The following is a 25545-nucleotide window of genomic DNA, read 5'->3' as shown; positions in this document are numbered from 1 at the left end:
TTCATCGCAGCTTTTGGTTATTCGAATTTAAATCCTTGTTTTTCAAGCATCGCTCGAACTTCTGGATAATAAATGGTTTTATAAATAGCTGATACAGTTTGTGACCAGTTGCGGTCATCAGCACCGTTTGTTCTCTTTTTCATATACTCCGCCATTTCAGCATCATAGTCTTGAATCAATGGCTTTAAGTCGTGATTATAGCTTTCGTGATGATGCACAGCGGCCTGTGGCAATCGAGGCTTTTTCGCAGACTGATCTGCCGGATGTCCAACGACAAGACCGCTTACTGGGAATACGTATTCCGGTAAATTTAGCAGTTCAATGACTTCAAGCGGCTTTCTGCGAATTCCTCCGATTGGGACTGTACCTAAACCGAGTGATTCTGCTGCAACTGTTGCGGCTTCTAAAGAAATTCCAGCATCGGTTGCCCCCACTAAAATTGACTCAAGTCCATCGGTTACGCCAAGAGGCGCATCGTTAAGATCAGCAGCAATCTTAGCACGATTAAAATCTGCACAAAAGATTAAAAATAGAGGAGCTTGGTCAATCCACGCTTGGTTGCCGGCAAGCTCTGAAAGCTTTTTCTTCTTTTCTTTATCTTGGACGCTAATAATAGTTACTTGCTGTCCATTAATAGAAGAAGCGGCTGACTGAGCAGATTGAATAATCGTATCTAAATGCTCGTCGCTTACTGCTTCGTCTGTATACTGACGGATAGAACGATGATCTTGAATTGTACGAATTGCTTCATTCATGATGCGTCATCCTTTCAAAGAAGTTATTCTTAGCCTTGTAATGTTTTTACATCTAAAGGTGCTACAAGTACGCCAGTTTGAGCAAATGCTACAAAACTTTGGAAGTGAGCTGATTTATTGTGTGCTTGAATTGCTTCTTCGCTTTTCCACTCTTCAATCATCATAAATGTGTTAGGTGTAAAAGCATCTTCAAATAGTTGATAGTTGCTGTTTCCTTCTTCTTGTAAAGAATGCTTAATTAGTTCTTGTACGTTTTCTAAAAATTCTTCTCTTTTTGCTGGGTTAACTTTCATTGAAGCTTGTAAATGAATCATGGATGATTCCTCCTTTAATAATGATGGTGCTTTATATTATTTACTTTGTGTTTGATCTTTCATTCAATGCATAATTCAAATGAAGATAAGTTCGAATATCATCGAACAATGAAACTATAACACCGATTAAATAACAGTGCAAGGAATTTAGTTCGAAAGTTATCGAACATTGATACACAAAAGAAGCTGTGTTATATTTTAAGCATGAGAAAACCTTATCAACCACCGAAATCTGAAATTAAATTAACGCCTATTTTACACGCGTTGAGTGATCCTAATCGGCTGCGAATTGTACAGTGTTTAGCGACAAGAAAGGAGCAGACCTGTTCGTATTATCAAAAATTAAATGTATCAAAATCAACGCTATCACATCATATTAAAGTACTTCGCGAAGCTGGAATTATCAAACTACGTATAGAAGGTACGCAGCACTATTATTCCTTGCGTTTAGAAGAACTTGAGGAATTGTTCCCAGGTCTGCTTCCTTCCATTATAAATATAGATGAGCAATTATTTTAAAAGCTGAACGATGTTTTGTTCAGCTTTTTTGTTCAAAATAAATGTGTCCGTGCAGGCTGCATCCGGGATTAAAAGAAGAACGACAGTGAGGGCAAGTCGAGTTACAGGCTAAGTATTCATTAATTGATAGCTCATGTTTACATACTCCGCAAAGAATAGCTTTTTCATTAAACATAGCTTTTGGCCACCTTTTAATGTCGTGATCGGCATGTCCGTTATGACATTGATAGCATGGATAATATGTATGACAGCAATAAAATTTTATTGCGATAATATCTTTATCCGTATGATAGTGCGTACAGCGCGTTTCGGAATCCACTGTGTCACCTTTCACTGCAGGTACAGATTTGTTCATTATCATCACTCCTTATGAAAAGTATAGCATGCTTTTATACGCCTTATCATACATATGTAAAAAGAAAAATGCTATAATAAAACCATCGTTTTACATGTCAGATTGCATGCTAAAAAGATCAGATAAAAATTGATGTCAAAACAGATCGATTAAGTGAAGTAAAGAGAGGAAGAAAAAATGAGTAAGCAAGTTATCGTTTTTACCGGAGGCGGAACAGCTGGACACGTAACACCAAACATTGCTATTATGAAAGAATTAGACAGTGAAAAATGGGATATCCATTATGTCGGTTCTCACAATGGTATTGAGAAAGAATTAATTACAAAATTAAACGTTCCATATCATGCGATTTCAAGCGGGAAGCTGCGTCGCTACGTAGATATGGAAAATGTAAAAGATGTATTTCGAGTAGCAAAAGGGGTTGGCGATGCACGTCGCGTGCTAAAAAAGTTAAAGCCTTCTCTTGTTTTTTCAAAAGGCGGTTTTGTCACAGTTCCTGTTGTAATGGCTGCTAAATCTTTAAACATTCCCGTGTTCATTCATGAAAGTGATTTAACACCGGGACTGGCAAATAAAATTGCGCAGAAATTTGCCACTAAAATTTTTACTTCTTTTGATGAAGCGGCAAACTACTTTCCAAAAGAAAAAGTGCAGGTTGTTGGTTCACCTATTCGAAAAGAGCTATTTAGCGGAAGCGCAGCGAACGGGGAAAGCTGGCTTCGCTTTTATGATAAGCGCCCAATTTTAACGATTATGGGCGGAAGTTTAGGAGCACGCCGCATTAATGAAATTGTTCGAGAATCTTTGCCTGAACTGCAAAAGAAATTTCAAATTGTACACCTGTGCGGAAAAGGCAATATTGATACAAGCCTTGAAAAAGAGTCGGGCTACCGTCAGTTAGAATATGTAAATGAACAGCTTCCAGATGTTCTAGCGGCGACTGATTATGTGATTACACGCGGCGGATCAAATGCCATTTTTGAGTTTTTAGCTCTTCATAAACCGATGATGATTATTCCTTTATCAAAAGCACAGAGTCGCGGAGATCAAATTTTAAATGCACAATCCTTTAAGAAAAAAGGCTACTGTATGGTTGTAGAAGAAGAGCAGTTAACAAAAGAACTATTTTTGCGTGAAGTAAATGAGCTTCAGCAGCAGGCAAGTACGATGAAGCGTACAATGCGTGAAGCAACAAAAACGGATGCCATTTCAATTCTTGTAAATGAAATTGAGAAAATGAGCTAAAAAAAGCGTTCTTATCGAGGAGATAAGAACGCTTTTTTCTGAAAGAGGAGGAGGAAGCAGGCCGTAAAATAATTCATGATAAAATGGAAAGTATTCTGTCACGCGCGTCTGAACAAAATTTTGTGCCGGTTGTAGATGATCAGAATATTTTTATTGGACTCGTGCGGCGAAGAGAGATTATAGAGTATTGTATCTCTCAACTTTTTATACATGGAGAAACGCCTCTAAATGTGAAGATTTAGTTAAGTTTGTGTAAAAAACATAATTTTTACATAAAAGGTAGTCTCTTTTTATATAATTAATGTTATAATAAGAGGTGTAAAGACGAAACTTGCGTAATGTAAGCCTCTAACATTTGTTAGAGGTTCTTTTTTTACATAACATAAAACATTTGATTTCAGTTCTTTCTATGGTTAAGTTAGAATAAGTGTTAAAGTAAGAGGTTTCTTGCTTTTTTACATAAGAAAAGTGAGCTGTACAAAGGAGACAAAGTATATTGACTACGGAAAAAACAAAAAGCGATCAATTACGCAGCATATTCAAAACTATTATCTTCGCTATCGCTCTAGTATTTATGATTCGCGCATTTTTATTTTCTCCGTATATTGTAGAAGGCGCTTCAATGAACCCAACGCTGCATAACGGAGAGCGTTTGTTTGTGAATAAACTGTCGTATTCGCTCCATGATATTCGCCGCGGAGATATTGTGATTATTAAAGATGAGGCTAAGAATAAGCATTATGTAAAAAGAGTAATCGGTCTGCCAGGTGAAAAAATCGAAATGAAAAAAGATCAGCTTTATATTGATGATAAAAAAGTAAGTGAACCTTACTTAAAAACGAATCGTCAAATTGCCAATAACATGGATATGGAGCTAACAGGAGATTTTGAATCTGTTCAAATACCTAAAAACAAAGTATTTGTAATGGGTGATAACCGTCTGTACAGTATGGATAGCCGCAACGGTCTAGGTCTCATTGATGAAAAACGAATTGTTGGAAAAAGCGAATTTGTATTTTACCCCGTCAAGAAAATAAGAAAAACAACGTAAAAGGAAATGCCCGCAAAGGTATTTCTTTTTTTGTGCCTATGTCTACTCGGCTTCTAGATGGGTAAGCTAAGGAAAAAAGGTGTGAATTAATTGAAGACTGCCTATGAAAAATTATTTAAACATTTTAAATTTGTTGATGCTCTTGAGATGAAAAACCGATTAGCAATGGGACCTATCCTCACATACGCTTCACGGGAAAACGGAGAAATATCCGATATTGATATGTCTTTTTACGAAAAACGAGTAGGAGGCGTCAGTACAGTAATTATCGGCCCCGCGTTTATCACAGAAAATGGCCAAGTAGCACATGGTCAAATCGGAATTCATCGTGATCAGGTCATACGAAAGCTTCATCAACTAACCCAAATGATTCATAGAAGAGGAGCTAAAGCGATTCTGCAACTATCGCACGGGGGCAGAAAGTGCGTAGAAATGGAAAATAAGTGGCAAGCCATTAGCCCAAGTGAAAAGCCTCATAAACGTAAAGGGAAAAAACCTGTTCAAATGACCGAGCGCGATATAACTTATATTGTTCAAGCATTTGGCGAAGCTACCACCAGAGCTATGGAAGCTGGGTTTGATGGAGTAGAAATTGACGGGGGAAACGAATGTTTACTGCAGCAGTTTATATCAAGGCAAGCCAATGAGCGAAGTGATTCTTATGGTGGAAGCGCAGAAAACCGCTTCACTTTTGCACTTGAAGTTATTCGTGAAGTGACGCGTCGAGCAGCACATGCGGGCAAACCATTTATTGTGGGATATACATTAGCGCCCAAAGAAAAAGGTTATTTAGGAAATAAAGTGGAAGATACATTTGAGTGGATTGATCGTCTTGTTTATACAGAAATTGATTATTTACATATCAGCGCTTTACATGAACCTACCTCAAAAAGGGAAGAAAATCGTTCACTGCTTTCTTCGATTATTAAGCACGTCAATCACCGGGTCCCTCTTGTGGGTACAGGAGGACTTACGGCAACAGAAGTAGCAAAAGCTTTTGAGCAAGGGCTGGCTTTAATTACGATTGAACAAGCATTAGTCGTACAGCCAGATTGGGTAGAAAAAGTGATAAATAGCGATGAGCCCGCTTCTATGGATGGGACGTCATTAGATAAAGATGTGAGTTTGCCACCTGAAGTGCTAGCTCACTGGCAAGACATGCATAAAAATGACCGCTCTTATTAAGTGAGCGGTCGTTTTTATATTGTTGACTTAACAAGAAGAATTTTATTTTACTGATACTATAACCAAGCAGCATACATAGACTAAAAGAAAAACTAAAAACACAGTTGACTTCTAGGAATAGTTAGGATTACAATATAAACAACTTATTCATAAAACGGACAGCTGATCGGACATACCGAAGGCTTCTAGCAAACAACTGTTGGAGGCCTTTTTGTGCTTTCTAACAGAAGAGGAAAGTGGAGGGACAACATGAAAAAATTAATTACGTTTGCACTTATTGGCTTTTTAGCTCAGTTAATTGATGGATCACTGGGAATGGCATACGGGGTGACATCAACTACGCTGCTTTTAACGTTTGGAATTGCACCAGCTGTGGCTTCCGCATCTGTTCACTTAGCAGAAGTTGTAACAACAGCAGCTTCTGGTGTTTCGCATATTAAATTTGGAAACGTAGATAAATCGATGGTGTTAAAACTAATTATCCCAGGTTCCATCGGAGCTTTTGTAGGAGCCTGCTTTCTAAGTAATTTACCTGGAGATGCAGTAAGGCCTTACGTTTCAACATTCTTGTTGCTCCTAGGAGTTTACGTGTTATTTCGTTTTTTATTTACGTTTAAAACAAACGAAGAAAAGAGCCCCAAACCTTTATCGACGAAGCAGTCCATTCCGCTAGGATTAATTGCTGGATTTGCTGATGCTACAGGAGGCGGCGGCTGGGGGCCGATTGCAACGCCTGTATTGCTAGCTAAAAAAGGCACAACAGCACGGAAAGTCGTTGGAACCGTGGATACAAGTGAATTTGCTATTGCCGTCTCGGCTACACTTGGCTTTTTAATTTCTCTTGGCTGGGAGCAGGTAAACTGGTTCTGGGTAGGCGCCCTTATGATTGGCGGAATTATCGCGGCTCCGATTGCTGCATGGTTTGTTCGTATTATCCCGGCTCACTTGCTTGGTTCACTTGTTGGTGGGTTTATCATCTTAACAAATGCTCGAACACTCTTAAACACTTGGGTATCAAGCAGCTCTACTCAGATAGCTGTATATGCATTCATACTTATTGTGTGGGCAGCAGCGATCATTTACTCACTGTTACAAGGGAAAAAGTATAATCAAAATCGAAACGTAGAAGTTTCGTAATAAAGAGGATGGAATAAAAATAGCTTAGTTAAAGAAAAATCTGAACGTGTTTGATTCTTGATGGAGAATCAAATGTGTTCAGATTTTTTTATGGTTAAAGTGAAGGCAGTTTCATGTATATAGTGACTTCTAGCTGTTGGTTGAAAGGCAAGGCGAGGACTCCCGCGTGAAAAGCGGAACAGATGAGACCGTGCAGGAGCGGCCGCCCTCGGAAAGCGAAACCTTGTACGGAAATCCGGCGTAACAAGGGATCCATACTAGTGCATTATCCCATTTGTTCGTCTTTATATTGGGGTGATTTCGTTATGTATCAATCTCTTTTAGTATCTGAATTCCGTAAAATAGAGAAGCGTAGATATTTTTTTTGCGTCTTATGATACAATAGACGAGTTCATTCATGAGTGGGAATACTTTCTAACACATATAAAATTCATTGAATCGTCGAGGTGTGAAGAGTAAGTGGTCTATTTTATTTTAGTATTAGTAGCAGCTATCGAAGTAATTGTCTTGTTGATTAATCGACCTGTATTTGCAAACATTCCGTATGTTCAAGTATATATTGTTCCTTTGTTAATAGTAATTGTCATCACGATGTTGCTTTCGCGAAATCCAAAGAGATTTATGCGGTGGTTTAAACAAGGGCTTATTACGATTTCAGTCGTTGTGCTTGTATTCGTACCGGTTCTCTATGCCAAAAACCTCCCGCTGTATGGTTATAATGAAGCAAAAAAAATGCTTGCGCAAAGAGAACAGCTCTTACTAAGTCAGTTCCAAAAAGGAAAATACGTATATCCAGCAAAAGACAGCCCCAAAAAATACCGTTATCTATTTAAAGTCAATCGTGGAAACGGCATGCTTGAATATGTATTCGACCCATACACAGGCGGTTATGAAGTTGTGACAGATGTGATAAAAAAATAAAGGTTTAGCTTATTTAAAGCTAAGCCTTTTAATATGAGAAAAATTGAAACTTTTTGAAAATCTGTGCGTATTTATTAAAGAACGTTCACAAAAAAGTCACAAAAGGAGTTGCACAATGGGAAAGTTAGAATACCGACTGCTAAAGCCTGATGATACGTTTGTATCTATTTATCACTATCAATCTATTGAACTTGAACAAATTTTAGCAAGAAGAGAATGCGAATTTTTTGTTAAAGAAGGAGTAACGTATAAACAAACTTCATCTGCAGTCGAAGATGATATCCATATTATTTATGTAAAAGAACATGAAAATGGACCGAAAGAGCAAGCAGAAGATGATCACAGAGAGATTACATTAGAAGTCCGCGAATTAAATTCTCTTCGAGGACATCCAATTTTATTTGTCTCTTCATTTTATACGCATTTGGACGTATTAAGCTATATCGGAACAGTTTATACATACTATAATGGATGGGAATGGGAAAGAGACTCTGCGGAAATTGATGAAGATCGCAGCGTGTACAGTTTATATGTAACAAAAACAGGCGTAACGTATGAAAGGGGAAAGGCGTAATGTCCAAAACAAAAAAAATGATGGCGGGGGTTTTGACCACTGCTTTAATGACATCGCTCGTTGCCTGTGGTTCAACTGATCAGGCAAGACCGGCTAAACCGAAAGATAAATCGTGCGACAAGTGGAAATGGGATGAAGATACGCAAACGTACTACTGTTCAGATTCTTCTTCTTCGCACAGCGGTTCATATTATCACGGAGGGCGCTACTACGGGTCTAAAAAACAGCTGACCTCATCATCGTCCTATAAATCATTTAAATCAAGCAGCTCGTATAAATCTGGAATTGGGAGCGGCTCTAAAGGCGGTTTTGGCGGGTAATGCATAAAGAAAAGCGAGAAATGTTTTATAAAGAAATTCAAGATTTTTGGTACGACTTATATGGAACAGAGTATGCCCTTTATGATGTACATATGGAATCTTCTCACATCATTCATTCCATTAAAGAAGCCGCAAATCAAATCGGGGAACTATTTTTTAAAACGGCACCTTTACTTCGTTCATTAGATGATCAGACGCTTCTTTCTTTAGGATTTCCAAAAGCCAGTTTCCCGTACCTACGACTGAAAACGATGGAAACAGAAAGTGTTATTTCACGCCTTGATTTTGCTGTTACGGCTGATCAAATCAAGCTTTTAGAACTAAATGCGGATACGCCTACGTTCATTAAAGAATTATTTCATGTAAATGAGTTAGTCTGTCGGCATTTCCAGGTTCAAAATCCTAATAAGCTTGAAGAAAAAAAGCTTGCTTCAGCATTAAAACACGCCATTTTTGAAGCTTATAACGAGCTCGATAGAACGAACTATCCAAACGTCGTTTTTTCTTCTCATGATACACATGAAGAAGATAAGCTAACCACTCTTTATTTAATGAAGCTAGCCGCTGTAGATGCTACATACGTTCCGTTATCGCAGCTTCGGATTATTCCTGTCTCTACAGTTGAAGAAGGTCAACATATAGAAGCAGGCGTATATGATCAATATGGACAAAAAATAGACGTACTCTATCGCCAAACTTATCCGCTTGAACATTTAATTGAAGATGAAGATCCGAGTACGCATGAAAAAGTCGGACACATGCTTTTAACATTAGCACAGCAAAAACAAGTAGCCATAATCAATCCCCCTTCTGCATTTTTACTGCAGTCTAAAGCCGTGCAAGCACTCATTTGGGCTTTGCATGAACAACATCATCCTTTCTTCACTAAAGAAGAGCATCACATCATTGAAACATACTTTTTACCAACATATTTAGAAGAAGATCCATTTATTGAAAGAAAACAAGCATTTGTGAAGAAACCATCGTTTGGTCGTGAGGGAGATACCGTTGAAATTTATAATGAAGATGGAATCAAAACAGATGAAGACCAGCATAAGACATATCAAGAATACACGGCTGTGTATCAACAGTTTATTCCTTTGCCAACTGCAACAATGAAGACGCAAAGGCAAACAGTAGAGGCCCATATCATGTACGGGTGCTTTTTATTAAATGGAAAAGCAAGCGCAGTAGGAATACGAGCTGGAAATCAAATTACAGATAACGAATCGTATTATTTGCCGATTGGATTAAAATGAAAAGGGGAACTAAAAATGACACAATGGATTGATTGGGCTAGTATAGGGAGTTTTTTATCTCACGTAGCGGTAGGGTTAGGTCTATTATTTATCGGAGTAATCGTATTTGAATTAACAACAAAATTTAATGACCGTGAACTCATAAAAAAAGGAAATGTGGCAGTCGCTTTGAAGTTATGGGGAAAAGGAATTGGGCTTGCTATTGTCATTTTTACTGTGTGGAGCAACAGCGTAAATTTGGTAGATGCAACTCTTTGGGGAGTAGTAGGTATCATTACTCAAGTAGTGACATATTGGGTTATTGAATTTATTATGACGCCTAAAACGAGCCTAGCCAAAAAAGTAGAAGAAGGAAATGTAGCGGTTGGAGTAACTCTTTTTGCAGCGTCGATAGCCGTTGGCCTTATTGTAGCTGGAAGCTTAACATATTAAAAGAAGGCGATTCCTGTTTTACGGGGAATCGCTTTTTTTATGTCCAGACTGCTCGTGTTCACTTAGTAATAATGTACGTGTATTTTCACGGTCGGCACGAACAATTTTTTGCTGTGTGTAAAGCGGAATGACAAAGAGCAAAATAAATAAAAAAACATAGCTCATTTTTGTTATCCTCCCATGTAAATTGTAAACGCCTGCTAATAGTGTGTGACAAACAATACGTAAATATAGCATATTTGATTGGGTAAACTGGGAAAAATTGAGGGGTGCAAAAAGAATATAATCTTACCTTCAACAAAAACTAAAAGCAGTATAGAGGCACGTCTTTTATTAAGAAAGGAGTTGGGAAAAGTGAAAAGATGGCTCATTTTGTGTTTATTGATCGTAATCGCAGCTGGATGTGGACGCCCAGATGAAACGTCTCAACCAAGCATTTTCCTTATACCAGAAGGGTACAAAGGATGGGTTATGGTCGAATATGATAAAGATAACGGAAATCCCAGCAAGACAGAAGGAGACTACACTGTATTTAAAGTAAATGACCAGGGAGTCGGGAAAACCAAAACGCTTTTAAGCGGCGGCGGCTGGGCAAGAAATAAATATTTCTATGTAAATAAAAATGGAGAGCGAAAGCAATTGAAGCAAGGGAAGATGATTCATGGAACGACTCAAGGTAACAAAAATCATACGGTAACCTACTTTTTCGTTGGCACCGCAAAAGAGTTCGACAAAGCCGGAGACTACCGAAGAAAACTTACCGAAGAAAGTTCTTCGTAAGAAAAGAAACGTTGCCTCTTTGGCAACGTTTCTTTTCTATCTTCATTTGAATGTGCAAAAGACGGTGTCTTTTAAACGTTGAATTTCGTTTAATGCTTCTTTCTGCTTATGAATTACCCAATCTGGCAATGAATGTTCAACCGACAGCTCGTCGAAACAAGCCCCGCATGTTTTAACTTCAATATAAGATTCAATATACTGAAGGTGATCTAAGTTATAAGCCCAAAGTCGACGTTCAGGGCATATCGTTTCTAAGTAAAGCGGAAGCTGAAAAAAAGGATCTACTGCTTCAGAAAGTTCTAACGGTCCTTGGCTATCAGCATTGGTTACGTCTAGATAACCACAGTGAGGACACGTGCATGAGTGCGTTGACCCGCTCAATTTTTTATCCAGTTTTACAACTCGCGCACATAGTTCGCAGTTTGGACATTTTACTAAGATAAAGTCAAGGAACTTATCTAAAAATTGTTGCTGTATTACTTGCTGATTTGTCATTTTTTGTACCTCTAACTGTCAAACTTTTTTTAGTTACGAAAATAAATCTTGAAACCTACATACTATTCATAACACATGATGGGGGTTAAAACAACAAAAACCCTTTTCGACAGAAGGGTTGTGTGATATAGTATGACAAATCAGAATAAATAAAGAAAAATGGTGAGAAAAAATGAGTCAAAATGAACAATGGACATCAAAACTCGGCTTTATCTTGGCATCTGCCGGTTCCGCAATTGGAATCGGAGCCATTTGGAAACTGCCTTATGTAGCCGGAACAAGCGGAGGAGGGGCCTTCTTTTTACTGTTTATCTTATTTACAGCAATTATTGGTTTGCCGCTTTTGCTTGCTGAATTTGTACTGGGTAGACATACACAAAAGGAAGCAATTCGTGCTTATGATGCAGTTGCTCCCGGTTCTCTGTGGAAAGGAATCGGGTATTTAGGCGTGATCACATGCTTCATTTTATTATCTTTCTATAGTGTAGTAGGAGGATGGATTTTACAATATATTTTTGCAAGCGTCACGGGTCAGCTGAATGGAGTAAGGGACTACGGGAGTTTATTTAACTCGACCATTGCTAATCCAACAAGTGCTGTTATCTCTCAATTTGTTTTTCTTCTTTTAACAATTGTTGTAGTCGCAAGAGGCATTCAAAATGGTATTGAAAAAGCAAACAAAATTTTAATGCCTGCTCTCTTTATTTTATTTATTATTATCATTATTCGTTCTTTAACATTAGACGGGGCGATGGAAGGCGTATCTTTCTTTTTGTATCCAGATTTTTCAAAGCTTACATCCCAAACCATTTTGTTTGCGATGGGACAAGCATTCTTTTCACTTAGCGTAGGCGTTTCAGTTATGGTTACGTACAGTTCGTATCTATCTAAGCAGCAAAACTTGCCAAAATCGGCTATTTCAATTTCAGCGTTAAATATTTTGATTTCTTTACTAGCAGGACTGGCAATTTTCCCTGCGGTCTTCTCAATGGGCGTAAAGCCGACGGAAGGACCAGGTCTTTTATTTATTGTATTGCCTTCTATTTTTGAACAGCTTCCGTTCGGAATTGTGTTTCAAACTTTCTTTTTGGCGCTGTTTTTATTTGCCACTTTGACATCTGCGTTTTCGATGTTAGAAATTATTGTAGCTTCTTTAGCCAAAGGAGAGCAGCATAAGCGTATAAAGCTATCTTGGATTTCGGGCTTGCTAATCTTCGTAGTAGGAATACCTTCAGCGCTATCGTATGGTTTGTTAAGTGACGTATCGATCTTTGGAAAAAGCATCTTTGACGCTTTCGATTTTCTTGTAAGTAATATCCTTATGCCACTAGGTGCTCTTTTAATTGCCATCTTTGTTCCTTGGAAAATGAAAAAAGATGTGCTTATTGAAGAATTTAAGCATGGTTCAACGAATGTGAAGCGCTGGTTTTCTTTATGGCTTCTTGCTATTCGATATATCGCACCTGTTTTAATTATCATTGTATTTATTAATATGCTAGGCTTTATCTAACGAAAAAACGCTGTTAAAACGCTTGGTTTTAACAGCGTTTTTTTTGGAGGAAGAGGAGGAGTATGATGCTTGATTTCTTGTACGATATGTTTGTAGGAGCAGGGGTATTTATTTTATTAATAATTCTGTTGCTAGTAGCGAGAGCGTCGGGGAAACGCAAGAAATAGGCGGGTATAATTCCCAGTGTAAAAACCCCAAAAAAGACTAACACCGCAGAATTAAACTATGATAATATATTATCCTATGAGCATAAATCAATGCTCACATATGTTGTGATGAAGCGTTTTTTAGAAAGAGGGATCATCTTGAGTGGAGAAGTTCTTGTCAAGATTTTATCTCAAGCGTATGAACAAAAAAAGACATTACCAATCGTCTCATTCTCGTCTTTTTTTGAACAAAAAAAGGTGGGCTTTCGTTTAAATAACGATGTGTCCGCTGATATTATCTACCATACGCTTATGTGTATTCAGAGAAAAACGTGTGTCCAAGATGTGTTAGTGGAAGTACTAAAAGTTGATAGTCCAAACAATGACGGGGCATTTTCTGATTGTGTATATATTTTAGCAAATGGTACAAAACAGCAAGTGAAAGAATGGGTTCAGCCCTTACATCCTAAAAGAGTGAAGCAAGGATATCAGCACGGGACACCCATTGATGCGCCACAGTTAAAAAATGACTACCACGTGTTTGCCGTTACTTGGTCATAAGCGTTTAACCCAAAAAACATCCTGCTGTCGCTGCAGGATGTTTTTTTGTTAATAGGGATGAGCATCGTGTCCTTTTTCATTAGCTTCTTCTACCGCATCAGCAGCTTTGTTACTTCCTAACGGTGAACCGCCTTCTTTTGGCAATTTCCCATATGTAGGAGTCATTTCTGCTCCCATTTCAATTTCTAGGGAACCATCATCATGCATCAGAAGACCAATGCCATTTGCTACTCGATTGCCATAGTCAAAATCACATTGAGTTAAAAGCTCAATCATCTTTGTTTGAACGGTATGATGACAACATTTTAAGCCGTCTACTAAATTTTGAATAAGCTCATCACGTTCCCAGTCCTCTAGTAAACGATAGCGTTCACCAGCTTGCTTAAAGTCATTTGTACGATCAATTTTTTCTTTTTTTACATTTCCTTCAACATAAGGCTGATGAGGTTTTGGATGGTCATGCGCTTCTTGAAGACCTCCAAGAGAAGAAGGCTCATAATTCACGTGCGGGTTCTGACCTGGAGCAGCATCTACGTGATAGGCCATTTGACCATCTCGTTGATTTGTTGCTACATGCTTTTTTGGCGCATTAATAGGCAGTTGCAAGTAGTTTGTTCCCACCCGGTGACGCTGCGTGTCGGAATAAGAAAACGTTCTCCCTTGCAGCATTTTATCATCAGAAAAATCTAGCCCGTCTACAAGTACACCCGTACCAAATGCGACTTGCTCCGTTTCAGCAAATACGTTGCTTGGATTTTTATCTAGGACCATTTTACCTACTGGAAGAAATGGAAACTGGTCTTCCGGCCAAATTTTCGTGTCATCAAGCGGATCGAAATCCAGTTCGGGATGCTCTCCGTCTTCCATGACTTGCATACAAAGTTCCCACTCAGGGTAGTTACCGCTCTCGATCGCTTCATACAAGTCTTGAGTAGCGTGACTGATATTTTTAGCTTGAATTTCTTCTGCTTGCTTTTGGGTCAAATTTTTAATTCCTTGCTTTGGTTCCCAATGGTATTTAACAAGAAAGGCATCGCCATCTTTGTTTACCCACTTATATGTATTAACACCGGAACCTTGCATTTGCCGATAGTTAGCAGGTATTCCCCAAGGTGAAAATAAAAAAGTAATCATATGCATAGCCTCAGGTGTATGAGAAATAAAATCAAAAATACGCTCGGTATCTTGACGGTTTGTCACAGGATCGGGCTTAAAAGCGTGAATCAAATCAGGGAATTTAATAGCGTCGCGAATAAAAAATATTTTAAGGTTATTTCCTACTAAGTCCCAGTTTCCGTCTTCTGTATAGAATTTTACAGCAAACCCTCTTGGATCTCGCATAGTTTCTGGAGAGTCCTTTCCATGAGTTACGGTAGAAAATCTGACAAAAACAGGCGTCTGTTTGCCTGCTCCTGAAAAAACTTTTGCGCGGGTGTATTTTTCAACGGGCTCGTCACCAAGCTTTCCGTACGTCTCAAAATACCCATGAGCTCCCGTTCCTCGGGCATGAACCACACGTTCCGGTATACGTTCACGATCAAAATGCGAAAGTTTTTCAATCAGCTGGTAATTTTCAAGAGTAGCAGGTCCTCTGCTGCCTACCGTTCGAGAATTTTGGTTATCACGAATGGGGTGACCTTGACGCGTAGTAAGCGTCTGCTCGTTTTCTCCGCTTGCATAGCGTTTGTCTTCCGAGTCACCTGATCCGCTAACATTTGTACCATGAATGCCTTTATGGCTCATAAAATAATCCTCCTTGTTTCAAACATAACAAGACTATTTTTTTCAGCCCTCGCTTTTTTATTCATTAATATGGAAATAATATAAATTTTTAGAAGAAAAGCTGTTTTACTGAAGAGGGGAACAAATCCGCTAAACGAATAAATTTTAAAAAAGTTTCACATTTCATAAAAAAATAAATTGTTTTTTTTGAAATATAAAGATAATGTTACGGGTGATTTTTTACCTATTATTAGTGTAGGAAAAGGAATAATATTGGAATATATTAGCTTTTTTGTCGAACTTATTAGGTGTTAAACGACAAGAAACTACGACAATATACACCATACAGCTGTGCTACTGTCGTTTCCTGTAACATAAATGTAATATTAGTGATGTTATTTTGTAATAATGTGTTGTTACAATGTAAACGTCTTATAGATTAGTAGATTATGGCATTGGAGGAACCTTTTTTTATGAAAAAGTTGATATATTCGTTAGCGTTATGTGGATCTTTAACAGTAGTCCCTACAATTAGTGAAGCTGCTTTAGGAGATGCTACGCTGCACCCAGGAACAAGTAATTCAGATGTGAAAGAATTACAGCAAAAATTAAAAAACAAAGGTTATTTTACATACGGTACAACAACAAACTATTACGGTTCAATCACGACTAGCGCAGTAAAATCGTTTCAGCGTGCAAATGGTTTATCTGCAGATGGTATTGCAGGTCCATCTACATTTAATAAGCTGCTAGGAAGCGGAAGCTCATCAAGTTCATCAATTAGCTCAAGTTCATTGCTGCGCGTTGGTTCAACTGGACCAAACGTACAATCTTTACAGCAACAGCTAAAGAATAAAGGTTATTTTAAAGGAACTACAACTCAATACTTTGGTTCAATTACAAAGAATGCAGTAATGGCATTTCAACGTGCAAATGGACTGTCTGTGGACGGAATTGCGGGTCCAGCTACGTTAAGTAAATTAAAAACTGGCGGTTCTAGCGCTTCAACTGGCGGTTCTAGCTCTAGCAGCTCAACTATTTTACGTCAAGGTATGAAAGGTTCAGCAGTAAGCAGCCTTCAGCAAAAACTAAAAAATAAAGGTTACTTCTCAGCTGGTGTAACAGGCTACTTTGGCTCTATTACAACAAGTGCGGTAAAATCATTTCAGCGTGCAAATGGTTTATTAGTAGACGGAGAAGCTGGTCCGGATACGCTGAATAAATTAAACTCAAGCAGCTCTAGCAGCTCAAAACCTTCAACATCAACAGGAAGCAGCACAAGCTCAAGCTCAGCTTCAAAAGTTATTTCATACGGTAAACGTTTTATGGGAACACCTTATGTTTGGGGCGGAGCTGCGCCTGGAGGATTTGATTGCAGTGGTTATCTTAACTATGTATATCGCAATGCAGTAGGTGTAAGTCTTCCTCGTACAGTTGCTAGCATCTATCAAACTGGTACGCGTGTAAGTTCACCTCAGCCTGGCGATATCGTTTTCTTTGAAACGTACCAACCAGGAGCTAGCCATGCTGGAATTTATATCGGAAACGGTCAATTCATGCATGCAGGTTCTTCAACAGGCGTAACAATCACATCATTAAGCAACTCTTACTGGTCAAAACGTTACTTAGGAGCAAAGCGTTACCTATAAGAGTGTAACAAAAAGGAGTAGTTGCATAACTATTCCTTTTTTCTATGCACCATAGACGTAAAAGTAGGAAATTTTTGTTTCGTTTGGTATGATAATTAGGGAATAAACAAAAGGAGTGTATAACATGGCTATTGTAGATGTAACCATTATTCCGGTAGGTACGGAAACGCCAAGCGTGAGTCAGTACGTAGCTGATATTCAAAAAGTGCTGGCCAAGCATGAAGATGAAATTACATATCAATTAACCCCTATGAATACATTGATTGAAGGGGAATTAAGCACGCTGCTAAAAATTGTTCAAGAGATGCATGAAGTACCTTTTGAAAATGGTATTCAGCGCGTATGTACAAATTTACGAATTGATGATCGCCGTGATAAAGAAAATCATACGATGGCTGGGAAATTACAATCAGTACAGTCTAAATTAAAAGCGAAATAAATAATATGCACTACAATAAAAAACGCTTGAGTATCCACTCAGGCGTTTTTTATTGTAGTTATACTTAATTGGCATGCACAAGAGAAAAAATTTGAAAAGCTACGCGCAGCCGAAGGGTTTCCTCTGACGTGTGAATAGGTCTTTTTAGTAACTCTTCACATTTTTCGATTCGATAGATCACCGTGTTCCGATGAACGAATAACTGCTTAGCAGTCTCTGAGATTTGACAATTGGAATTTAGATATGTTTCAAGCGTGTCAAGTAAGATGGAGCGATCTTTCTTATCGTACTGCAGCAAACCTTCTAATGTTTGAGAATAGTAATCCTGTAAATCGTTTGCTGGAAGCAACCTCAGCAGTTCTTTAAACTGTTTTGGCTGATAAAATTGAATAAGCTTGGAATGATCTTTAAAATGGATGGTTTCAAGAGCTTCAACAGCTTCTTTATAGGAGTCAGCGATTGTAAGTAGGGATTGGCTTTGATTTCCAATTCCAAATGACATTCGCTTATCGTAGTGACGGTAAACAGCTTCCTGCAAGTGATGCAAGCACTCTATAATCACAGGTTGAGAATAAGGTGTAAACAAAAGAATGTAAAGATTGTCATAGAAAAACAACACGGCCTCTGTAGGACCTGCTGATAACTCATATTGAAGGAGCTCATAGATCATATCATCATCGCTGTAAGGCGTGAATGTAGAATGAATTTTCCCAACGGCGCAAATATAGCTGTTTCCTGCTGATAAGCCCATCATCTGTGCTTGAAAGGAAGCATCCTCAGGTGTTTTATAATAATTGTTAACAAGCTGATTGAAAAAATCGTTTTTTCGTCGCCGTTCAGCTTCATACAAAGCCTGCTGTCTCATCATTTCGAAGGATAAAACGTTTGTCGCTTGCTCAATTGTTAGGAGCGCTGAATCGGATAAAGAAACTTGGCGTTCAATAAGTAAATAACTGTACTTTCTTGTATGAGTAGCAATCGGAAAAAGCGTAACAGTTTTTTTTGTGTGCAAAAAGGAAAAGGTTGTATATTTTGACGTTCGTAAAAAAAGCTGCTTAGCGCCTGCTACCGCTTCTTCCATCGGGAGTGAAAAAGGTTCGCGTTTGTTTGTGTAAAAGAGTTCATGGCCATGGGTATCAAAAAGGGCAACGTGAGCATTGCATAACGTTTGAATGGATTGCATAATTTTCTCAATGCCTTTTCCTTGTAAGATGTAGGAGGAAAATAGCTGATGTGTGACCATCGCTTGCTGAAGCTCGGCTGTTTTTTTATCTAAAATAAAGCTGAGAGATTCATTAATAACCGCGCCTAACGTTTCGTCCGTTTGGAAATCAATGATCGGAAAGTGAAGTTCATCAGCTAGCTGACAAATAGAAGCAGGCACGTGTTCGAAAAAACGCTTCGTTTTTATAGCCAATCCTGCACATTTCTTTTTAGCCATTCCTTCTACAAGTTTTGCTAAGCTTTCTTCATGTTCTTTGAAGTGATAACCCGTTGTAATTAAAAATTCTCCTTCTTTTAAAAAAGATAAAATATCGGGTGCGTCCATCATATTGACGTTATGTACTTTGCGGGTGACTCCTTTTTGCCCGGCTACTACAGATGCTTTCTCATAAATTGGAATGCGTAAAAGAGTTTGTAGTTCCATTATTCATTACTCCTTTTGTTAAAAATTCTCACATTTCCCTGCGCGTATCTTTATCTATCTTTTATTTTATAAGAAAGTTTGGTTAAAATAAATAAAATTTTCAGAAAAAAATGTATAAATTGTTAATGAAGAAGTTTATTGTATCCTGTAAGATAAAATAAATAACATATTATGTTAGAAAAAGTGACGTATATAAGACTTTTCGTATTTAGTGATAATAGCTAAAAAAACACTAAATCATTGTAGAAAGTGTTAATGAAAACAATCAGTCATTTTCTTAAAATGAAGATAGCAGGAGGGATAGCAATGGTTGCAGATATGACGGGAAAATCTAAGCTTTGTCAGCAAATCGAAGAAAACATTAGCTGGTTGTCACAGTTTGGGTTAGATGAAAAAGAAGGTGTCACGAGGCTTTTATATACAGAACAGTGGAATGCAGCTCAAAAGGCATTGGAAGAAAAAATGAGGGGACTTCAGCTCAAAACGTATTACGATGATGTAGGAAATTTATTTGGACGGTTGCAAGGAACGGGTCCGGAACAACAAGTTATTTTAACAGGATCCCATATCGACACCGTGATAAACGGAGGAAAATATGACGGGGCGTTTGGAGTTGTGGCAGGTATCATTGCTCTGCAGTACCTATATGCGCATTATGGCTCTCCTACAAAAACCTTAGAGGTCGTATCACTTTGTGAAGAAGAAGGTAGCAGATTTCCTCTTACGTATTGGGGATCGGGTAATGTGAATGGATTACACAGCAAAAGTGATGCAAAACATGTTATAAATAAAGAAGGGGTTAAGCTAGATGACGCAATGAAACAGCTCAATTTCGGAGAAGGCCTCCACAGCGAGCCATACCGCACGGACATCGCTTCTTTTATTGAACTACATATCGAGCAAGGGAAGCAGCTTGAAATGTCTCATTGCGATATCGGAATTGTTTCTAGTATCGTCGGGCAGAAACGATTTACAGTATCTGTTAAAGGCGAAAGTAACCATGCGGGCACAACTCCGATGAACATCAGAAAAGATGCATTTTATGTAAGTTGCAAACTCGCTAAAACATTTATTGAATTGAGCGAAAAATATCATAACGCTTTATACGTAACGGTTGGCAAAATTACACTTTCTCCAAATGCACCGAATGTAATACCAGGATATGTAGAATTCACAGTCGACATAAGACATCATGAGTATGAGGTTTTACAAGAAGCAGAACGAAAAATGAAGGAAATTATAAAGCGAACAGCAGGGGACTTAGAAGTAAATATCAACTGCTGGATGGATGAAAAACCCGTCGCCATGAGCAAGCAATTATCTGAACTTTCCAAAATTATTTCCTCGGAAAAGAATATCTCCTCCCGAGAATTAGTAAGTGGTGCAGGACACGACTCGCAGGTATTCGGGCGAAGAGTTCCCACATGTTTGTTATTCGTACCGAGCCAAGATGGAATCAGCCATTCCCCAAAGGAATTCACCAAAGGAGAACAGTTAGAAAAAGGAGTAAAGGTCTTAATAGAACTATTATATAAACTTGCCTACTAGGAGGAATTTGACATGACTATCACAAAACAGCTTCATACACCGCCGCGTACGATTATGACACCCGGACCCGTAGAAGCAGATCCACGCGTATTAAGAGCATTAGGAACACCTATTTTAGGTCAGTTTGACCCCGCATTTACGCGCATTATGAACGAAACGATGGAAATGCTTCGTGAACTATTTCAAACCAAAAACAAATGGGCTTTTCCCGTTGATGGAACGTCTAGAGCTGGGATTGAAGCAGTTCTTGCAAGTGTAGTTGAGCCAGGCGATAAAATATTCGTCCCGATTTTCGGCCGCTTCGGCTATTTATTAACGGAAATTGCCGAGCGCTACGGAGCTGAGGTACACAATATTGAATGCGAATGGGGGGAAGTGTTTGACCCTGAGACAGTAATCCATGAAATAAAAAAAGTAAACCCAAAAATCGTTGCAATAGTTCATGGTGAAACCTCTACAGGAAGAATGCAGCCTCTTAAAGAAATTGGTGCTGCATGTCGCGACCAAGATGTTTTGTTTATCGTCGACGCAGTAGCCACTATCGGCGGTACGGATGTAAAAGTAGACGAGTGGAACATTGACGCATTGATTGCAGGTACACAAAAGTGTTTATCTGTTCCGTCGGGTATGGCACCTATTACGTACAATGATCGTGTTGAAAAAATTATCATGGAACGTAAAAAAGTTGAAAAAGGAATTGCGACAAAAGCAGATGCTCAAACTGTTCGTCTGCGTCCGAATATTATCAGCAACTATTTTGATTTGAGTCAGCTTCAAGACTATTGGAGTGAGCGCAGGCTAAATCATCACACAGAAGCAACGTCCATGCTCTATGCTTTAAGAGAAGGACTGCGTATTATTTTAGAAGAAGGGTTAGAAGAAAGATTTGCAAGGCATCGTCTCCACGAAAAAGCACTTGTAGCCGGAATTAAAGCAATGGGATTATCGTTATTCGGGGATGAGCATTCAAAAGTTCCAACCGTTACGTGCGTCTTAATTCCGCTTGGAATTGACGGAGAAGCAGTTCGTTCGACGCTTCTTGAACAATTTGGAATTGAAATCGCAAGTTCTTTCGGACCGATGCACGGAAAAATATGGCGTATCGGTACAATGGGATACAGCTGCCGGAAAGACAACGTTCTCTTTACATTGGCTGGTCTTGAAGCAGTGCTTCTTCGAAACGGGGCAAGCGTGAATGCAGGTTCTGCTTTGCAAGCAGCATTAGAAGTTTACGAAGAAGAGGTAGCGTTGTCTAGTCTGTAAAGATTCGTTTTATTCATCATATAAAGAAAAGAGGAGATTTTCTATGAGCGAATACTTTTTCACACACCCCTATGCATCGCAGCGTACGTGCACGTTTGGAAAAAACGGAATGGTAGCCACCAGTCAGCCTCTTGCCGCTCAGGCGGGTCTTGAAATGTTGAAAAAAGGAGGCAATGCAGTAGATGCTGCTATTGCCTCCGCAGCTTGTTTAACGGTGGTAGAACCTACGTCAAATGGAATTGGCGGAGACGCTTTTGCTCTCGTGTGGATAAATGAAGAATTATATGGACTCAACGCGAGCGGTCCTGCTCCTTCTTCTATCTCTATTGAAGCTCTGCATGCCATGGGGATAAAAGAGATGCCGGCTCGCGGTTTTGTTCCTGTTACGGTCCCAGGTGCCCCGAGCGCGTGGGCGGAGCTGTCAAAACGCTTTGGCCGGCTATCGTTAAAAGAAGTGCTGCAGCCCGCTATTTCATATGCACAAGAAGGGTTCCCAATCTCCCCGATTTTAGGGTACAATTGGGAACGAGCGTTTGAACGATTTACACACGCGTTAAAAGGTGACGAATATAAGCACTGGTTTGAGACATTTACCAACAATGGATCTGCTCCTAAGGTAGGGGAAATGTGGCGATCACCAGACCACGCTGCTACGCTGCTTGAAATTGCCGAAACGAATGGAGAATCTTTTTATAGAGGGAACTTAGCTGATAAAATAGCAGCTTTTTCGAAAAAACACGGCGGATTTTTAGCAAAAGAGGATTTAGCAGCTTTTAAAGCAGAGTGGGTAAAGCCGATTTCAACTTCTTATCGAGGATACGATGTGTGGGAAATACCGCCCAACGGCCAAGGCCTTATTGCGCTTTTAGCTCTAAATACGCTAAAAGGTTTTTCTTTTGATGCCAAAGATTCTGTCGATACATACCACAAGCAAATTGAAGCTATGAAGCTAGCGTTTGCAGATGGACAAAAATTCATTACAGATGCTGATAAAATGACAGTAGCAGTTGAAGACTTATTGAATGATTCTTATGCAAACAAGCGCAGAGGGCTAATTGGTGAAAAAGCGCTTATTCCCGAAGCCGGACAGCCGTCTCATAGCGGCACGATCTATTTAGCGACAGCCGATGGAGAAGGAAACATGGTATCATTCATTCAAAGTAATTACATGGATTTTGGCTCAGGACTTGTCGTACCTAATACGGGCATATGTCTGCAAAACCGCGGGCATAATTTTTCGTTAGACCCACAGCATCATAACCGGTTAGAGCCTGGAAAACGAACCTATCATACCATTATTCCTGGATTTTTAACAAAGAATAAAAGTGCTGTAGGTTCATTCGGTGTAATGGGCAAATTTATGCAGCCTCAAGGACATGTGCAAGTTATCATGAATATGATTGATTTTCATCTAAATCCTCAGGCAGCTTTAGATGCACCAAGATGGCAGTGGATTGAACATAAAAAGGTTCTTGTGGAAAAAGAAATGCCTTCACATATTGTAGAAGCATTAGAACGCAAAGGGCATGATATTCATGTGGCTACGAGCAGACATACGTTTGGAAGAGGGCAGATTATTTTAAGAGATGAACAAACCGGTGTATTATACGGCGGTACAGAAGCGCGAACAGACGGAGCCGTCGTTGCTTATTAGATCACAGAGAAAGGAGCGCGAGAAATGCGACAATTGGATATTTTTATAGCGTTTTTTCGCTCAGGTATGCTCGGCTACGGAGGAGGACCGTCAGCTATTCCACTTGTTAAAAAAGAAGTGGTCGATACGTACAAGTGGATGGATGACGATGAATTTGGCGATTTATTAGCAATTGCCAATACGCTGCCTGGGCCTATTGCTACAAAGCTCGCTGGATACATCGGCTATCGAGTCGGCGGTTTTTTGGGTCTCGTGACAGCTTTATTTGCAGCCGTCATTCCAACCGTTTTTTTAATGGTATTGCTGTTAACAACGTTAACGCAATTTAAAGATCAGCCGTGGGTTATGGGCATGACAAAAGCAGTTGTCCCTGTAGTAGGAGTGATGCTCGCAGTTATGACGTGGGACTTTTTTAAAAAATCAACGTCTGGTTTAGGATGGACGCCAGCTATTATCTTACTCATTATTAGCTTAGGCTTAATGGAATTTGCCCATATCCATCCAGCGGTCATTATTATTGTCCTTATGGCAGCAGCTTGGATTCCGCTAAAACGAAAAGGAAAAAAAGACGAAAGTGCTGAGCAGAAGCAGAAGAGGGAATCGGTATGATTTATATTCAGCTATTTATGGCGTTTTTTGTTTCAAATATTTTAGGCTATGGGGGCGGACCTGCGTCGATTCCGCTTATTCAAAAAGAAGTCGTAGATCGCTACCATTGGCTTACGGTCAAAGAGTTTAGTGAAATGCTAGCAATTGGAAATGCGCTGCCGGGTCCGATTGCAACAAAAATGGCGGGGTTTATCGGATATCAGCAGGCAGGGGTTTTAGGTTCGGTGGTTGCTCTTTTTGCAACGATTGCTCCGTCGGTTTTACTTTTAGTTATTTTACTTCGAATATTATTTAAGTATAAAGATTCGCCAAACGTAAAAAAAATGACGAACTACATTCGTCCTGTTATCGCCATTTTACTAGGCTTGATGGCGTATGAATTTTTTATGAATTCATACGGTGATTCAGGTATATGGCAGACTCTATTTTTAGTAGCAGCCAGCTTTCTTTTATTAGAAAAATTACGTGTGCATCCAGCGTTCGTTATTGTCGGAGCACTCGTATACGGAGCTGTTTTTCTCGCGTGAATGAAGCTCTCAAATGATGAGAGTTTTTTTGTGTAAAAGAGACGAAAAGAGGGAGAGCGATGGTTGAAAAAGCGGTGTTAGAAAACGTTCAGGATCTGATTAACTTGCGAATTTTGCTTATGAAAGAACTGGGAGAATTAAACGGGAACGAGGAGCTGTTTCAAAAAGCTACAGAAGAATATTTTACTGCAAATATAAATAATCCAAATAGCTATACGGCTATTTTAAAAGTGGATGGAGAAATTGTATCGGCAGGAAGCATCGTCTTTTTTATACGTCCGCCTTCACCGGGTAACCTCCAAGGAAAAGAAGCATATGTTATGAACATGTATACAGCTTTTGATTACCGAAAGCACGGCTATTCTTCCGCTATTTTAAAGCATTTGATGCAGTACGGCCAAAAAAGTGGTGTAAACCGAATATGGTTAAATGCTTCCTCCGCTGGAAAAAGCTTGTACCAAAAACATGGATTTATTGAATATGGATCTGAAATGGAATACAAGTTTGAAAAAAAATAAAACAGCAAAACTCTTGATAGAGATGGGTTTGAAGGAGTCATAGTTTTTAAAAAATAAAAAAAAGTGTTGACGAAGATAAAAAAACCATTCATAATACAAATCAACATCACACAACATTACACACAACTTGGAAGCGACAAACAGTTTCAAACGATCGGAACTGATTATCCAAGTACACATACATAGTCAATACTGAGCGTTGATAGGAGCACTAGTAGAAAAAATTTCCCTGTAACAGAGAGCTGACGGTTGCTGCGAGTCAGAACAAAAATTTTTTCGAAGTACATTCCTTGAGCATCTTTTCCGAGCAGGAAAAGACGGCCTAGCCGTTATTTTAATGAAGAGGCAAGCGAAATGCTTGCAACTAGGGTGGTACCGCGAACTTTCGTCCCTACTGACTCTTAAGAAC

27 protein-coding genes, 1 pseudogene and 1 other annotated feature are annotated in these 25545 nt (G+C 39.0%); of the genes and pseudogenes, 21 read left to right on the top strand and 7 right to left on the bottom strand.

Features of this window, described 5'->3' with window-relative positions; all coding sequences use genetic code 11:
• Window positions 1-17 precede the first annotated feature (17 nt).
• The gene (nfsA, locus tag SB717_RS16420; RefSeq protein WP_074680224.1) at window positions 18-755 is read right to left on the bottom strand and encodes an oxygen-insensitive NADPH nitroreductase; all 738 of its coding nucleotides are present in this window, start codon (window positions 753-755) and stop codon (window positions 18-20) included.
• A gap of 29 nt (window positions 756-784) precedes the next feature.
• The gene (locus SB717_RS16415) at window positions 785-1069 is read right to left on the bottom strand and encodes a putative quinol monooxygenase (RefSeq protein ID WP_013057729.1); all 285 of its coding nucleotides are present in this window, start codon (window positions 1067-1069) and stop codon (window positions 785-787) included.
• A gap of 204 nt (window positions 1070-1273) precedes the next feature.
• Here SB717_RS16415 and SB717_RS16410 point away from each other — a divergent pair, with 204 nt between their 5' ends.
• Window positions 1274-1588 (top strand): ArsR/SmtB family transcription factor, encoded by a 315-nt coding sequence (locus SB717_RS16410; RefSeq protein WP_013083811.1) that lies wholly within the window; start codon window positions 1274-1276, stop codon window positions 1586-1588.
• Between the two features lie 19 nt (window positions 1589-1607).
• Here SB717_RS16410 and SB717_RS16405 read toward each other — a convergent pair whose 3' ends face one another.
• Window positions 1608-1943: a CHY zinc finger protein gene (locus SB717_RS16405; RefSeq protein ID WP_029714621.1), complete on the bottom strand. Its 336-nt coding sequence runs from the start codon at window positions 1941-1943 to the stop codon at window positions 1608-1610.
• Window positions 1944-2120: 177 nt separating this feature from the next.
• On the opposite strand from SB717_RS16405, the gene SB717_RS16400 reads away from it, so the two are divergent.
• The 9 genes from SB717_RS16400 to SB717_RS16360 all read left to right on the top strand — a co-directional run bounded on the left by SB717_RS16400 (window position 2121) and on the right by SB717_RS16360 (window position 10067).
• A complete protein-coding gene (locus SB717_RS16400) occupies window positions 2121-3188 on the top strand; it encodes an undecaprenyldiphospho-muramoylpentapeptide beta-N-acetylglucosaminyltransferase (protein WP_029714620.1) in 1068 nt (355 codons plus the stop codon).
• Window positions 3189-3684: 496 nt separating this feature from the next.
• Window positions 3685-4239, top strand: coding sequence for a signal peptidase I (gene lepB, locus SB717_RS16395; RefSeq protein ID WP_029714619.1), 555 nt, complete (start codon window positions 3685-3687; stop codon window positions 4237-4239).
• Window positions 4240-4329: 90 nt separating this feature from the next.
• Complete coding sequence (locus SB717_RS16390; protein WP_410904222.1) at window positions 4330-5424, top strand: oxidoreductase; 1095 nt, start codon at window positions 4330-4332, stop codon at window positions 5422-5424.
• Window positions 5425-5673: 249 nt separating this feature from the next.
• Entirely contained in the window at window positions 5674-6561 is an 888-nt protein-coding gene (locus tag SB717_RS16385; RefSeq protein WP_029714617.1) for a sulfite exporter TauE/SafE family protein, read from the top strand.
• Between the two features lie 459 nt (window positions 6562-7020).
• The gene (locus tag SB717_RS16380) at window positions 7021-7482 is read left to right on the top strand and encodes a hypothetical protein (RefSeq protein WP_013083806.1); all 462 of its coding nucleotides are present in this window, start codon (window positions 7021-7023) and stop codon (window positions 7480-7482) included.
• 115 nt (window positions 7483-7597) lie between these two features.
• Window positions 7598-8056: a hypothetical protein gene (locus SB717_RS16375; protein ID WP_029714616.1), complete on the top strand. Its 459-nt coding sequence runs from the start codon at window positions 7598-7600 to the stop codon at window positions 8054-8056.
• A complete protein-coding gene (locus SB717_RS16370; protein WP_029714615.1) occupies window positions 8056-8376 on the top strand; it encodes a hypothetical protein in 321 nt (106 codons plus the stop codon). Before SB717_RS16375 ends, SB717_RS16370 begins: the two co-directional genes overlap by 1 nt.
• Window positions 8376-9635 (top strand): glutathionylspermidine synthase family protein, encoded by a 1260-nt coding sequence (locus SB717_RS16365; RefSeq protein ID WP_410904221.1) that lies wholly within the window; start codon window positions 8376-8378, stop codon window positions 9633-9635. Before SB717_RS16370 ends, SB717_RS16365 begins: the two co-directional genes overlap by 1 nt.
• 15 nt (window positions 9636-9650) lie before the next feature.
• Window positions 9651-10067: a DUF350 domain-containing protein gene (locus tag SB717_RS16360; RefSeq protein WP_074680233.1), complete on the top strand. Its 417-nt coding sequence runs from the start codon at window positions 9651-9653 to the stop codon at window positions 10065-10067.
• Between the two features lie 18 nt (window positions 10068-10085).
• On the opposite strand, the gene SB717_RS16355 is transcribed toward SB717_RS16360, so the two are convergent.
• Window positions 10086-10232 (bottom strand): hypothetical protein, encoded by a 147-nt coding sequence (locus SB717_RS16355; RefSeq protein ID WP_016764718.1) that lies wholly within the window; start codon window positions 10230-10232, stop codon window positions 10086-10088.
• A gap of 189 nt (window positions 10233-10421) precedes the next feature.
• Here SB717_RS16355 and SB717_RS16350 point away from each other — a divergent pair, with 189 nt between their 5' ends.
• Window positions 10422-10847, top strand: a complete 426-nt coding sequence (locus SB717_RS16350) for a DUF6843 domain-containing protein (RefSeq protein ID WP_025751186.1) — start codon at window positions 10422-10424, stop codon at window positions 10845-10847.
• A 42-nt stretch (window positions 10848-10889) separates the two neighbouring features.
• Here the strand turns inward: SB717_RS16350 and SB717_RS16345 are convergent, their stop codons facing one another.
• A complete protein-coding gene (locus SB717_RS16345; protein ID WP_013057711.1) occupies window positions 10890-11342 on the bottom strand; it encodes a hypothetical protein in 453 nt (150 codons plus the stop codon).
• A gap of 172 nt (window positions 11343-11514) precedes the next feature.
• On the opposite strand from SB717_RS16345, the gene SB717_RS16340 reads away from it, so the two are divergent.
• A complete protein-coding gene (locus tag SB717_RS16340) occupies window positions 11515-12852 on the top strand; it encodes a sodium-dependent transporter (protein WP_029714612.1) in 1338 nt (445 codons plus the stop codon).
• Window positions 12853-13157: 305 nt separating this feature from the next.
• Window positions 13158-13559 (top strand): hypothetical protein, encoded by a 402-nt coding sequence (locus tag SB717_RS16335; RefSeq protein WP_013057709.1) that lies wholly within the window; start codon window positions 13158-13160, stop codon window positions 13557-13559.
• A 218-nt stretch (window positions 13560-13777) separates the two neighbouring features.
• Here SB717_RS16335 and SB717_RS16330 read toward each other — a convergent pair.
• A pseudogene (locus tag SB717_RS16330) lies at window positions 13778-15302 on the bottom strand (catalase); the annotation flags it as partial.
• 452 nt (window positions 15303-15754) lie between these two features.
• Here SB717_RS16330 and SB717_RS16325 point away from each other — a divergent pair.
• Both SB717_RS16325 and SB717_RS16320 read left to right on the top strand, forming a co-directional pair.
• The gene (locus SB717_RS16325) at window positions 15755-16930 is read left to right on the top strand and encodes a C40 family peptidase (protein WP_410904220.1); all 1176 of its coding nucleotides are present in this window, start codon (window positions 15755-15757) and stop codon (window positions 16928-16930) included.
• Window positions 16931-17054: 124 nt separating this feature from the next.
• Window positions 17055-17369 carry an MTH1187 family thiamine-binding protein gene (locus tag SB717_RS16320; protein ID WP_013057706.1) on the top strand — a complete coding sequence of 105 codons (315 nt, stop codon included), beginning with the start codon at window positions 17055-17057 and terminating at the stop codon, window positions 17367-17369.
• A 64-nt stretch (window positions 17370-17433) separates the two neighbouring features.
• On the opposite strand, the gene SB717_RS16315 is transcribed toward SB717_RS16320, so the two are convergent.
• On the bottom strand, window positions 17434-19017 hold the full coding sequence (locus SB717_RS16315) for a PucR family transcriptional regulator (RefSeq protein ID WP_074680243.1): 1584 nt from the start codon (window positions 19015-19017) through the stop codon (window positions 17434-17436).
• 306 nt (window positions 19018-19323) lie between these two features.
• Here SB717_RS16315 and allC point away from each other — a divergent pair, with 306 nt between their 5' ends.
• From allC to SB717_RS16285, 6 genes are read left to right on the top strand one after another with little or no spacing between them, the layout of a single operon-like run.
• On the top strand, window positions 19324-20565 hold the full coding sequence (gene allC, locus SB717_RS16310; protein ID WP_410904219.1) for an allantoate deiminase: 1242 nt from the start codon (window positions 19324-19326) through the stop codon (window positions 20563-20565).
• Window positions 20566-20577: 12 nt separating this feature from the next.
• A complete protein-coding gene (locus SB717_RS16305; protein ID WP_410904218.1) occupies window positions 20578-21828 on the top strand; it encodes a pyridoxal-phosphate-dependent aminotransferase family protein in 1251 nt (416 codons plus the stop codon).
• A gap of 43 nt (window positions 21829-21871) precedes the next feature.
• Complete coding sequence (ggt, locus tag SB717_RS16300) at window positions 21872-23482, top strand: gamma-glutamyltransferase (protein ID WP_410904217.1); 1611 nt, start codon at window positions 21872-21874, stop codon at window positions 23480-23482.
• A gap of 24 nt (window positions 23483-23506) precedes the next feature.
• Window positions 23507-24091 carry a chromate transporter gene (locus SB717_RS16295; protein WP_410904216.1) on the top strand — a complete coding sequence of 195 codons (585 nt, stop codon included), beginning with the start codon at window positions 23507-23509 and terminating at the stop codon, window positions 24089-24091.
• Complete coding sequence (locus tag SB717_RS16290; RefSeq protein ID WP_045294875.1) at window positions 24088-24618, top strand: chromate transporter; 531 nt, start codon at window positions 24088-24090, stop codon at window positions 24616-24618. Before SB717_RS16295 ends, SB717_RS16290 begins: the two co-directional genes overlap by 4 nt.
• Before the next feature lie 59 nt (window positions 24619-24677).
• Window positions 24678-25136: a GNAT family N-acetyltransferase gene (locus tag SB717_RS16285; protein WP_410904215.1), complete on the top strand. Its 459-nt coding sequence runs from the start codon at window positions 24678-24680 to the stop codon at window positions 25134-25136.
• A 190-nt stretch (window positions 25137-25326) separates the two neighbouring features.
• Window positions 25327-25532 (top strand) — a binding site (T-box leader).
• The last annotated feature ends 13 nt before the right edge of the window (window positions 25533-25545 follow it).

The sequence above is a fragment of the Priestia sp. SIMBA_032 genome (assembly GCF_046535215.1).
Classification (GTDB): Bacteria; Bacillota; Bacilli; order Bacillales; family Bacillaceae_H; genus Priestia; species Priestia aryabhattai.
The sequence above is the reverse complement of the archived record's forward strand: the minus strand, read 5'-3'. Positions and strand labels throughout refer to the sequence as shown.